The sequence below is a fragment of the Anaerococcus murdochii genome (assembly GCF_019957155.1).
Classification (GTDB): domain Bacteria; phylum Bacillota; class Clostridia; order Tissierellales; family Peptoniphilaceae; genus Anaerococcus; species Anaerococcus murdochii.
Genome location: NZ_JAIPME010000002.1, coordinates 73,981 through 86,508, shown reverse-complemented (window position 1 = coordinate 86,508; position 12,528 = coordinate 73,981). Strand labels below are relative to the sequence as shown.

The 12,528-nt window shown below is 37.4% G+C and carries 7 protein-coding genes and 1 other annotated feature; of the genes, 3 read left to right on the top strand and 4 right to left on the bottom strand.

Annotated features, from left to right (window positions below; translation table 11 throughout):
• The first annotated feature begins 331 nt into the window (after window positions 1-331).
• The 3 genes from K8P03_RS00835 (at window position 332) to K8P03_RS00825 (ending at window position 6,774) form a co-directional block, all read left to right on the top strand.
• Window positions 332-4,774, top strand: a complete 4,443-nt coding sequence (locus K8P03_RS00835; protein ID WP_223417635.1) for an InlB B-repeat-containing protein — start codon at window positions 332-334, stop codon at window positions 4,772-4,774.
• A gap of 512 nt (window positions 4,775-5,286) precedes the next feature.
• A complete protein-coding gene (locus K8P03_RS00830) occupies window positions 5,287-5,577 on the top strand; it encodes a GIY-YIG nuclease family protein (RefSeq protein WP_223417633.1) in 291 nt (96 codons plus the stop codon).
• Between the two features lie 906 nt (window positions 5,578-6,483).
• Window positions 6,484-6,774 carry a GIY-YIG nuclease family protein gene (locus K8P03_RS00825; protein WP_223417631.1) on the top strand — a complete coding sequence of 97 codons (291 nt, stop codon included), beginning with the start codon at window positions 6,484-6,486 and terminating at the stop codon, window positions 6,772-6,774.
• A gap of 510 nt (window positions 6,775-7,284) precedes the next feature.
• Here the strand turns inward: K8P03_RS00825 and K8P03_RS00820 are convergent.
• The 4 genes from K8P03_RS00820 to K8P03_RS00805 all read right to left on the bottom strand — a co-directional run bounded on the left by K8P03_RS00820 (window position 7,285) and on the right by K8P03_RS00805 (window position 12,274).
• Window positions 7,285-8,439, bottom strand: coding sequence for a cobalamin-independent methionine synthase II family protein (locus K8P03_RS00820; protein WP_223417630.1), 1,155 nt, complete (start codon window positions 8,437-8,439; stop codon window positions 7,285-7,287).
• Window positions 8,440-8,537: 98 nt separating this feature from the next.
• Window positions 8,538-8,772, bottom strand: a binding site (T-box leader).
• A gap of 101 nt (window positions 8,773-8,873) precedes the next feature.
• Window positions 8,874-9,407: a 5-formyltetrahydrofolate cyclo-ligase gene (locus K8P03_RS00815; protein WP_223417629.1), complete on the bottom strand. Its 534-nt coding sequence runs from the start codon at window positions 9,405-9,407 to the stop codon at window positions 8,874-8,876.
• Window positions 9,397-10,374: a YihY/virulence factor BrkB family protein gene (locus K8P03_RS00810; protein ID WP_223417628.1), complete on the bottom strand. Its 978-nt coding sequence runs from the start codon at window positions 10,372-10,374 to the stop codon at window positions 9,397-9,399. The genes K8P03_RS00815 and K8P03_RS00810 overlap by 11 nt, the downstream gene beginning before the upstream one ends.
• Complete coding sequence (locus K8P03_RS00805) at window positions 10,355-12,274, bottom strand: alpha/beta hydrolase family protein (RefSeq protein ID WP_223417626.1); 1,920 nt, start codon at window positions 12,272-12,274, stop codon at window positions 10,355-10,357. Before K8P03_RS00805 ends, K8P03_RS00810 begins: the two co-directional genes overlap by 20 nt.
• Between the last annotated feature and the right edge of the window lie 254 nt (window positions 12,275-12,528).

The following is a 12,528-nucleotide window of genomic DNA, read 5'->3' as shown; positions in this document are numbered from 1 at the left end:
AATTACCCAGCGGCAGAGAGCGTGCAGAGGCAGACTAAGTGAGTGAAACGAATAGAAAGCCCGTCGGTTCATGGAGACTGGAGAAATCTCTGGACCAATTTAGGACTGACTCTGGTCAGGACTTGGGATTTCCATTGTAAAATGCTTCATGATTTTAAAATAAAATTCAACTCAAATTTAATAAAAAAGTGCTATAATATATAGTGAAGGGAAGTAAAAATTAAAGAGCAAAATTCGCTGAAAACACTTGCTATATAGTAACAAAAACTATATAATAAGTGTAGAAATGTGTATAAAATATGTACTTAAAAAAGAAAGGCAAGAAAGTATCATGAAAAAATATGAAAAGGCCAAAGAGCTTTTAGAAACTAAGGCAAATAGAAAAGAGAAAAAACCAATCTACGCCACTAGGAAACTATCCATAGGCCTAGTGTCTTGTATGCTTGGTTTGGTCATGGCAACACCTGTGGTCCGTGCGGAAGAAACCGAACTTATCAAACTCCAACCTGCGAAGGAAGCTAGTGAGCCAGCAGATGGTGGTGTAGAGGATAATGATACACCAGTCCCATTAGAAAAAGACGAGACCACACAAGAAGGTCTTAGTGGATTAGAAACTCAAAGCGCAGATGGATTAGAGATTGGTCCTGAAATAGTAGGCGATCCAGTAACAGCGGCTATACCAGCACCGACAATTAACAAGGTGTTTTATGATGCTACGACAATTTCTGGTGCTGGCGTACACAGAGCTAGAGTTAGTGGTAAAACCGTAAGAGGTACGATACATGTAACATTAAAAAATGGTGATACAGTAAAAGCTAGTTCTGTTATAAACCCTACAGGTACAACATGGACATATAAATTACCAGAAGGGGTGTCTATTGCAGAAGGTGATGTGGTAACAGCATATCAAGAGTTTGATGGACAAAGCTCTCCAAAGGTAACTGCAAACGCAGAGCCATCAATAGCAAATAAGACAACGCTCACAATGCCAACAGGCGAAATTTGGATAGAACAAACTTCATCCAATATAGTTAATAAAGATGAACAAGCAGAAGCTTTTGAATTGCTAAAAAAAGCAAATCCAGATATAGCTAATGATATTAAATCTGCTGTGTTTTCTATTGATGGCACTGAAAATGCTTATTATGAAGTAACTTATACTGATGGTTCAACATCAGGTAAAATTAAAGCTACTGATTTGAAAATAAAACAAGTTACAGAAACCTCAAGAGATGCTAATGTAAAAGAAATTATAGTAACTGATACAGAGATTAAGGGTCAACTAGCTGGGGAAGGCCCATTTGATGGGATGAAAGTGGAGATTTACCTAAATGTTCCATCAAAGGATAAATTTCCAGAACCGGGTAAATGTGCAATAGATAAAAATGCTGGAAACTCAGTCGTAGTCCCAGTTAACCCTGATGGAAGCTTTTCCTATACTTTAAAAAGTACTGATAACCTAGAAATAGATAAAACAGTTGGTATATCTATAAAAGAAATTGGTAAATTTAAAAATTGTAATGTAGCAATTGTAAAACCAGTAACACCAGAAAAGACAGAAGTTAAAGACCCTAAAAAATTAACCGCTGATGAAAAAACAGCAATTGATGCTGCTATAAGAACAGCATATACAGTAAATGGAGAATCTAAACTACCAGAAGGAAATCCAGACAGGGATGGACTTCCAGCAGTCATACAGATTGATGACAGTGGCAACGCAAAGATATTTAGTCCTAATGATATAAAAGGTGATTGGGATCCTAACAATGATTATAAATTTACTCCAGAAAAAAATGAAGATGGTTCTTATAAGTTAATAGATGGAGCTGAACCAAAAATAACAATTGCGGCCAAAGACCTTTTAAAAAATATTAAACCAGACGCACCAACTCTTGCCTTAAGTGGTGATAACATCAAAATCACTCCAAATGAAAAAGATACAGATGCGAAGATTATTACTGTTTCTTATAAAGATAAAAACGATAAGGATCAAACAACTACAGCTACAAAAGCTGATGATGGAACTTGGTCTATTACTAAAGGTGAAGGTTCCGTCGCTCAAAATGGAGTTATAACTCTTCCTAAGAACAAAGTAAAAGGCAATACAACAGTAACAGCTAAAGTAACAGACAAGGGTGGAGTAGCGGATGACGATAAAGATCCACTTACATCAGATCCTGGAACTTTAACTGTAGAAGAAACAAAAGCTGATAAAGTTGAAGCCCTTGGTGGTCTTGACCCAGTAGTTATGAAAAAATGGGTTGGAGATGAACTTGACTGGAAGAAAGGCGTAAAAGCTAAAGACGATGCAAAAAAATCTGAAGTTGAAGAACTATTAAAAGATGCAAAATTTGAAGATGTAACTGAAGAAAAGAGAAGCACTTCTAAAGAAGGTGACTTCAAAGGTAAAATTAAAATTACTTTTGATGATAAGTCAGAACTTGTAGTTGAAAAACAAATGCTATACGTTAGTAATCTTGTAACATCAGGAAAAAGAGAAAACACTCCTGATGATGCTTTAGTGGTTGAATTTAAATTAGGCGAAGGTACAAAAGTTGACAATACTGGATCTGGAGCAATTGAAGGAAATAAAGATAATCCTGTAAGCTATCAAAAATATAAGGTTAAACCGAATACGGATTTAAAAACTTATAAAAACCAAACTTTGAATGAAACTTATTACAATTTAATAAATACAAAAGTAAAAGCTATAGATAAATATACAGAACCAGTTTGGAATGGGGAAAATGGTTCGGTTACAGAAAACTTTGTTATAACTGAAACAAATAAAGTATTTACAGCAAAAGCAACAAAGACATGTGACATAACTTTTGATGCAAATAAAGGTGGTGGATCGAAAGATAAGGTAACTCAAAAAGTAAATACAGAGTATGAATTACCTGCAGCAAATACGTTCACAGCTCCAGAAAACAAACAATTTTCAGGTTGGCAAATTGGAGAAGACTCTACATTAAAACAACCAGGAGCAAAAATAAAAATTACTGGTGATACAATAGTAAAAGCTATCTGGAAACCAATCGAACTCAAGGTGAAATTCCAAACAGAAGCCGGTGCAAGTGGAACAATGGAAGATAAAACTGTCAACAAAGGCAGCAAATATGAACTTCCAACACCTACATTCAAACCAGAAGAAGGCAAAGAATTTGCTGGTTGGAAAGTCGGAGAAGGAACAGAGCTTAAGGCTGTAGGAAGTGAAATAGACATCACAGGAAATGTTACCCTAACAGCAGTCTGGAAAGACAAAAAAGAAGAAGTAAAAGTAAGCTTCAAACATGGTGACGGCGCAACCGGCACTATGGGAGATAAAATTGTCAACAAAGGCAGCAAATATGAACTTCCAAAACCTGAATTCACACCGGAAGAAGGCAAAGAATTTGCAGGCTGGAAAGTCGGAGATGGCACAGAATTAAAGCAAGTCGGAGCGGAAATAGACATCTCAGGCGACGTAACCCTAACAGCAGTCTGGAAAGACAAAAAAGAAGAAGTAAAAGTAAGCTTCAAACATGGTGACGGCGCAACCGGCACTATGGGAGATAAAATTGTCAACAAAGGCAGCAAATATGAACTTCCAAAACCTGAATTCACACCGGAAGAAGGCAAAGAATTTGCAGGCTGGAAAGTCGGAGATGGCACAGAATTAAAGCAAGTCGGAGCGGAAATAGACATCTCAGGCGACGTAACCCTAACAGCAGTCTGGAAAGACAAAAAAGAAGAAGTAAAAGTAAGCTTCAAACATGGTGACGGCGCAACCGGCACTATGGGAGATAAAATTGTCAACAAAGGCAGCAAATATGAACTTCCAAAACCTGAATTCACACCGGAAGAAGGCAAAGAATTTGCAGGCTGGAAAGTCGGAGATGGCACAGAATTAAAGCAAGTCGGAGCGGAAATAGACATCTCAGGCGACGTAACCCTAACAGCAGTCTGGAAAGACAAAAAAGAAGAAGTAAAAGTAAGCTTCAAACATGGTGACGGCGCAACCGGCACTATGGGAGATAAAATTGTCAACAAAGGCAGCAAATATGAACTTCCAACACCTACATTCACACCAGAAGAAGGCAAAAAATTTGCGGGCTGGAAAGTCGGAGATAGCACAGAATTAAAACAAGCCAAAGAAAAAATAGATATCTCAGGCGACGTAACCCTAACAGCAGTCTGGGAAGATAAGCCATCAAATCCAGGCGGAAACTCTGGAGGATACACTCCTGGTGGTGGAGGAAGTATATTTACTCCATCTAAACCAGACAAAAAACCAGAAGATAAAAAACCTGGAGATGAAAAACCAGTTGATCCAAACAAACCAGGTGAAGAAAAACCAAATACTCCTAGCGAAAAGAATCCAGAAAAACCAGGAGAAAAAGAACCTGGAAAGGAAAAGGACAAGAATGAGGAAGGTAAGAAACCTGGAGTAGAGGATAGGTTAAGGATTAGATATAATCCTAATGGTGGACATTGGAATGATAATTCAACTGATATCATAACTTACTACTACGACAGAGGCAATATCATTACCCTTATCAACCCACCTACCAGGGAAGGATATAGGTTCTTATATTGGAAAGGCTCAGCTTACCAACCAGGAGATAAGTACACTGTAGTAGACGACCACATGTTCGTTGCCCAATGGGAAAAAATAGGAACAAAAGCAAGTCGTTCAAATCCTAAAACCGGTATCGAATCAGTAGCAGGTGTAGTTTGCACCCTAATTGCTTCAACTGGCGCCCTATATATTGGTAGAAAAAAAGAAGATTAATAATTAAAGGAAAACTCGAGTAAGACTCGGGTTTTTCTTTTGGGAAAATTGTGAGAGGGGACTTGATTTTGAGATGAGCTTGACACCTAGACCATATTGACAATATAAATGTAGCTAGAGATCTCTCGACTTCGCTCGAGACGAGGGTGTGAGATTTGAGAGAACTTTGACACCTAGACATATTAATTATTTTAAAATGGCAAGAGGCTTCTCCAGTCTCCCAGAGCCGACGGGCTTGCCATTTTGCTCGGTCGAAGCGAGGGGAGGATGAGCTTCGGACTATTTCTCACAGTTTTAGAACTATATTTGTATAACAAATTCTGTAATTACCCCGGAACTCAACCCAAACCAACGCCTCGTTTCGACTAAGTGAGCGAAGAGAACGCACGGAGAAATCTCTGGACCAAATTAGGACTGGCTCTGGTCGGGACTTGGGATATTATAGAAATTTAATATATATTATTGATAAATAAAATATGGGGTATATAAATAATAATTAGAAAGGAGATATTATGGCAGCTTATTTTTATATACTAGCAAATGAAACAAACGAAGTATTATACAAAGGATCTACTACTGACTTAATAAGGCGCACATATGAGCATAAAGAACACCTATATGAAGGTAGCTTTACCGATATATATAATATAACAAGATTGATATATTATGAATGTTATGATGATATTCAAAGCGCAAGGGCTAGGGAACGCCAGGTTGGTAAATGGTCTAGAAAAAATAAAGATAAAATAATAAGTAAAATGAACCCAAAATGGATAGATTTATACTGGGGGTTATTGGGTTAGGAACTTGACTTTGAGGCGACATTGATACCTTGACCATATTAATTATATAAATGTGACAAGAGGTCTCTCGACTCCGCTCGAGACGAGGGTTGTAGGGTTGAGGTGGTCCTGACACCTAGACCATATTAATAATATGAATTTGGCCAGAGACTTCTCCGGTCTCCCTGAGCCGACGGGCTAGTTTTTGCTCGGTCGAAGCGAGGGGGGTGCGTTTGGGAAATTTGTAGACCTTACCGAATGTGAAGAAACCTAAAAGGCAAGGTATCTATATCCTTCGAAACAATATCCGAGCCCTCACCTCGTTTCTGAAGCCCTAACCCCATTCCTGAAAGGGATGGATGGTAGGTCTGATGCAGAGGCAGACTAAGTGAGTGAAACGAACGCATGGAGAAATCTCTGGACCAGACAAGGATTGGCTCTGGTATGGATTTGGGATTTTGTCTGTAAAATGATTCTTGATTTTTAGGCGACTTTGACACCTTTACCATATTAATAATATGAAAATAGCAAAAGGTCTCTCCTCTCGACCATGCTCGAGGCAAGCTTTTTCGCTCGAGACGAGGGGGGAGATTTTGAGATGGTCCTGACACCTAGACCATATTAATAATATGAATGTGGCCAGAGACTTCTCCGCTCGCTGCGCTCGGTCGAAGCGAGGGACTGAAGCCCCGACTTTTTTCCAAGTTTTAATATTATCTTTATAATAAAATCATATAATAATTTGAAATATAGTACGAATCCGCCACCCTTGTTTCGACTAAGTGAGTGAAACGAACGCACGGAGAAATCTCTGGACCAAATCGGGATTGGCTCTGGTCGGGATATGGGATTTTTTGTAATTAAATTTAAAATTTTGACAAACAAAATATAGTGTATATAAATAGTAATAAATATGAAGGAGAAGTTATGGCAGCTTATTTCTATATACTAGCAAATGAAACAAACGAAGTATTATACAAAGGATCTACTACTGACTTAATAAGGCGCACATATGAGCATAAAGAACACCTATATGAAGGTAGCTTTACCGATATATATAATGTAACAAGATTGATATATAATGAATGTTATGATGATATTCAAAGTGCAAGAGCAAGGGAACGCCAGGTTGGCAAATGGTCTAGAAAAAAGAAAGACAAAATTATAAGTAAAATGAACCTAAAATGGATAGATTTATATTGGGGATTATTGGGGTAGGGACTTGATTTGTCGATATACTTGACACCTTTACCATATATTGGTTTTATAAAAATGGCAAGAGGTCTCTCGACTTAGCTCGAGACGAGGGGGGGACGTAAGTCCCAACATTTTTTCTAAAGTTTTACATTAATCTTTATAATAAAATTATCTAGATTCATTGAGGTTTGGAACAAATCTACACCCTCGCTTCGACCGTAGACAAGCCCGTCGGCTCTGGGAGACAGAAGTCTCTGGACCAAGCAAGGACTGGCTCTGGTAGTGGACTTGAATTTTTGTTTGTAAAAATGTTCTTGATTTTTAAATTACCTTGACACCTATACCATATTGGTTTTATGAATGTGGCAAGAGATCTCTCGACTCACTGCGCTCGCTCGAGAAGAGGGGTGGGAGTTTGAAATGTACTTAACTCCTTACATTTAATCACAAATTCTTAATAAATTAATTCCCCACAATAAAAGCACCCTTTTTTGGGGTGCTTTTTCTATATACTAGGAGAGATTTGTTTTTTTAATTATTCCAGAATTTCTCTGCAATTTTTTGGCCTTGGGTGATTTTGGTCCATTGCTGGTCTTGGCTTAGTTCGTTTCCGTTGTCGCATGAGGCAAAGCCACATTGGTGGGAGAGGTAGAGTCTGTCTTTGTCTATGATTTTGCTTGCTTGGTCTAATAATTCTAGGGCTCTTTTCTCATCATCTAGGTCAGGAGTTTTTGATGATAAGAAGCCTAGGACGATTTCTGCGTCTTTGTTTTTCTCAAAGGCTTTTAATGAATTTAGGGATCCTGCTCTTTCGTCGTCCCATTCTAGGTAGAACCTGTCGTAGTGCTGTTTTTCTAGGAAAAGATCAGCGATTGAGTCGTAGGTGCCTGCTCCAAAGTGACGGGATGCGTAGTTGCCCCTGCAGTTGTGTGTGTAGACTTTTAGGCCTAGGTCATGACCGTAGTCGATGACTTCGTTGTTGATGGCTATATATTTTTCAGCTAGGGCAAGGTTTTTATTATCCCTGGCTTGGCCATCAAATTGGCTGCTATCACCTTCGTCTGCAAATTGTTCCCATAGGCAATCGTCAAATTGGATTATTTCCCCACCAGCATTTTTAAAATCGTCTAAAAATTCCTTATAAGAACGGATTAGGTCTTTTTCAAAGTCGGCTTCGTTTTTGTAGTAAGAATCTTCTAGGAAACCAAAACTAATGATTTCACCAAAAATATGGGATGGGGAAGGGATGCATTGTTTGATGGCTGCCCTGCCATTTACAAGTTTTTTAAGTCTTTTGAAATGGTCTATGAATGGGTGGTTCTTGCCTGAAAGTCTGTCTACAAGTCTTAGTCCTATATCACGTCTGGTCTCAAATTTGCCACAACAATCTTTGTCTTCAAAGAAATATCCGCTTTCTCTGATATATCTTTCTACCCCTGCTAGTCCCCAAACAAAGTCGAGGTGCCAGAGGGATTTTGAATATTCTCCGTCTGTAATTTCTGGAAGACCGGCTGCGATTTGTCTTTCAACCACATCTGCTACTGCCTTATCTTCGCATTCTTTGTAGCCAGCAAAGTCGTCGTAAAATGGATAGACAATATCGTCTCTTTTTTCAATTTCTCTTTTGTATTTTAATAATTCTTCGTTTCTAAGTAATGATCCAACTGTTAAAAATCTTTCTGTCATTTTTATACCTATTATATTTTTCTAATTTTTTCAACATTCTAACATTAGGCGCCTTAGAAAATATTCTATGTAGTAAAGTATAAAAAAAGCCCCGTCCTATAAAGGACGAGGCTTTGCCACGTGTTACCACCTTAATTTCAAATTAATTTCACAATTAATAACTCATCGGGTACCAACATACCCTATCGCTGTAACGGGCGATCCCGTCTTATCTTAAATATCGGATAAGAAACTCAAAGGCCATTTTCAATCTAATCTCACTAGGCTATTTTCACCAAACATAGCTTCTCTGAGTAGGTCGATTAAATCTACTTTTCTTCTCATAGTTTATTTTCTATAGTTCGATTATACACAGGAAAAATTTTCCTGTCAAATAATTTTTAATAATTATTCGTAAATTTCTGCATAAATGGCTATAAAATAAGGATTAAAACTTAAAATATTTTATATTCTGTGATAATAAAGTCCATTTTTATATCCCAAGGATCGGCAGGAATTTTTATTGACCTAAAATCTGAAATCATAAGACCGATTTTTGTGGTTTCATTTTCTACTAAGAATTTATCATAAAATCCACCACCATAGCCCAGTCTATTTTTCTCATCATCAAAAGTGAGTCCTGGGCAGATGGTAAGGTCGGGATCTTTTATAAATTCAAGGCTATTAGATGTTGGAATATCAAAGGCTCCAGCCTCTAGGTCTGAAATGTCATCTAATTTTGCAGCAATCATTTTATGGTCTATGATTTTTGGCACATAGATTTTTTTCCCATCAGCCATTGCTTTTTTTATAAAATCATGAGTTTCAACTTCCATATTTTTTGATACATAGACAAAGATATTTTGGGAATTTTTGTAAAAATCACTTGTTAATAAGTTTTCTATGATTTTTCCTGATTTTTCTTTTATTAGAGATTGGTCCATTTCTCGTCTGAGATTTAGGAAAAATCTCCTAAATTCACTTTTCATTTATTTTTCCTTTTATTTTTGAAACGATTTTATTCATAGGATTTTCACCATTATTATCAGGCTTAATATCCTTGTCAAAATACTCATCCCTATAGCCTTCTCTAAAGGCGGCTATGACTTCAGCTCCTATTATTAGTAGGGATGAGACTATCAAAAGCCAGATGAAAAGGGCAAGGATACCGGCAAGGGCACCGTAAATTAGGGATTTGTTTGAGAAGTTGTTTATAAAATATGAATAAACAAAACTTGTCACATAGATGGTAAAGGTTGTGAAAATCCCACCTGTGAGGGCCTGTTTGAAAGGAATCCTATTTGCCGAATTGCCTGGGGCATACTTATAAAAGATGCCCAGGGCTGCTGACATTATAAGAAGCGGTATGGCTGTAGTTAGGATGGTAAAGATTGGAGAAGATATGAAGTCGACGATGTATTCCAAATTTTTCCCCAAAAATTTCCCTGTTATATCAAGGATTTTGCTATCTAGGATTTTTAGGATGGTCGGTCCATAAATCTGAAAAATTAGCAAAAACATGATAAAAACTATAAAGATAATGGTGTAGACGATACTCATCAATCTTTGCTTGATGGCCTTAGATTGGTGACCTAGGCCGTAGGCGTGGTTTATAGCTGCAATTAGCTTATCTACACCACTTGTCGCAGACCAGAGGGCAAAGAGGATTGTGACTGTTGTGACAGTTGCAGATTGGCTCGAGGCAAACATGATGTCTAGGGCCTTGATTATTAAATTTGCAGTTGTCTTTGGCACTAGGTTTAAAAACTCATAAATAATGGTTTCATTGCCTTTTAGAACTCTTGATACTACAGACACCAGGACCATCATTAAAGGGATTGAGGCCTGGAGAAAGTAGAAAGATAGGGCAGATGAATAGGTCATTATGTCCTGGGTTTTTAGCCTATTTATGAAATTTTTTAGAAAATCCTTAAATTTATGCTTCTTTATTTTCATTTTTTAGATATTTATCAAACCAATTTTTGATCTCGGTTAGCCTTTTTATCCTAGCTTTTGGCTTGCCCGATCTTGATAGTTCGTGGTTTTCTCCATGGAATATTACCATTCTTGTGTCAACTCCGTTTAGTTTTAGTTTGTTATACATTTGGATACCCTGTTCTAGTGGGCAGCGGTAGTCACAGTCTGCGTGGATGAAGAGGGTAGGGGTTTTGGCCTTGTTGGCATATTTAATTGGGGATTGGTCCCACATTTTATCTAGGCTTTCCCAAGGATCTGCCGCAGTTTGGTCTGTTGCAAAGTAGTAGCCAATGTCAGATACACCGTAAAAACTTGTCCAATTTGAAATTGACCTTTGGCTTACAGCTGCCTTAAATCTGTCAGTGTGGCCGATTGTCCAATTTGTCATAAAACCACCGTAGGATCCGCCATAGACTCCCATCTTGTCGGCATCAATTTGTGGATATTTTTTGATAGCTTCGTCTACAAAATTCATCAAATCATCAAAGTCAATCTCCCCATAGGAGCCCCTGATGTCAGAATATTTCACACCTCTTCCGCTTGATCCGTGTGGATTTGTATAAATAATTATATAACCATCTGATGCAAGCATTTGGTGCTCGTGGTGGAAGATGTCAGAGAGCTCTGTCTTTGGGCCACCATGAACAGAAAGGATTGTTGGGTATTTTTTGTCTGGGTCGAAATCTTTTGGTAAAAGAACATAGCCCCTTAGGTCGTCACCATTTGAATGGAAATTAAATTCCTCAATAGGGAGGACATTTCCGATTTTGTTAGCAATTAAGCTTTTATCTTGTGATTTGTTTTTAAGTTCAGAAAGGTGGTCTCTACCCATTTCTAGGTAATAGATGTCCGCATCTGTTACAAAGAAATCTTCCACACAGCCAGAAATTTCAAGTCTTAAATCCCCCTTAAGGTTGATTGAGTAAAGCTTGGATTCTTCAAATTCTGTCACTAGAAAATATAGTCTCTTATCGTGGACTTGGAAGGTCCTGTTTCCTTCAGCCCTAGCATCTGTTCCGATTGAATTACCAAAGGACTTGTCAAAATCAGAGTCATTTACCATTTTTACATTGCCATCAAAGTCAACTTGGTAAATAAAAGCGTCCTCGTTGATCCCGCCTTTTTTCATGTCTGTGCCAACAAAAATTATCCTATCTTCGATGAAATTAAGGGTGTAGATTGAATAAGCTTTTTCTAGAAGTACTTTTTCTTCTCCTGTCTTTATGTCTTTTAGAATTATAGATTCTAGAAATTCCATAACGCCATTTGAGTCAGAATGGCCCTTTACATAGGCAATTTTATCTAGAGTTTCGTTAATATCTAGGCCATGGACTTCATTGTCCTTGTCTGATTTTAGGATTTCTGTAAGCTTGTCAGCCTTTAAATCGTAAAGGTAATAATAAATTGTTTCTTCCTTGAGGAAGCCAGCGCCATTTAGCCAAAAAGGAAGGGTGGTGACTTCTTCATAGGCCTCATTTTCTTTTTCGTTCTTTTTCTCTTCTTCGGTTTTCTTTAGACTTGCTGAGATTAGGTAAATATCACCTTTTAGGTATTTGATAGATTTAATGTCCTTATCAAGTTTAAAGGCTAAATCACCTAGGCCGTGGCCGTTATTTTTATAAAAATAATCAAAAGAATCGTCAGAGTCATACTTATAAATCAAGTTAGATTCACCGTCAAAGGTATAAAGGCTGGCTGTTTTTTTGTCTGTAATCCTATAAGATTTGCCGAGATTTTTTTGGTAAATATAAAGGTCTGTGTCGTATTTATTGTCTTTTAGATTTGCCTGGGTCTTTTTGTAGGCAATTTTATTGTCATCTTTAGAAACTAATATTCCGGATAGAAATTCATAGTTAAATAAGTCGTTGATTTTAGTCATATTTTCTCCTTATATATTAATAATATCACTATACCCTTTTGAGCTGAGGGATAAACTTGAATAAATCTGTAAATAGTCATATAATAACCTTAAGAGAAGCCACCTCTTATCCATCAAAAAAGCCGCAAAGCGCAAACTTTGTGATACAAAACAACAAGTATTTCCCATCGGGACATTGAAAAAGAGGAGCGGCCAGGCTCCTCTTTTTTCATTAGTCCTTGTTTCTTTTTTCTTTCCATAATTCGAAAAGAATA

What these genes read in the sequence shown, in the direction of transcription:
- K8P03_RS00835 (WP_223417635.1), top strand. Translation starts at nt 332, where the DNA reads ATGAAAAAATATGAAAAGGCCAAAGAGCTTTTAGAAACTAAGGCAAAT.
- K8P03_RS00830 (WP_223417633.1), top strand. Translation starts at nt 5,287, where the DNA reads ATGGCAGCTTATTTTTATATACTAGCAAATGAAACAAACGAAGTATTA.
- K8P03_RS00825 (WP_223417631.1), top strand. Translation starts at nt 6,484, where the DNA reads ATGGCAGCTTATTTCTATATACTAGCAAATGAAACAAACGAAGTATTA.
- K8P03_RS00820 (WP_223417630.1), bottom strand. Translation starts at nt 8,439, where the DNA reads ATGACAGAAAGATTTTTAACAGTTGGATCATTACTTAGAAACGAAGAA.
- K8P03_RS00815 (WP_223417629.1), bottom strand. Translation starts at nt 9,407, where the DNA reads ATGAAAAGTGAATTTAGGAGATTTTTCCTAAATCTCAGACGAGAAATG.
- K8P03_RS00810 (WP_223417628.1), bottom strand. Translation starts at nt 10,374, where the DNA reads ATGAAAATAAAGAAGCATAAATTTAAGGATTTTCTAAAAAATTTCATA.
- K8P03_RS00805 (WP_223417626.1), bottom strand. Translation starts at nt 12,274, where the DNA reads ATGACTAAAATCAACGACTTATTTAACTATGAATTTCTATCCGGAATA.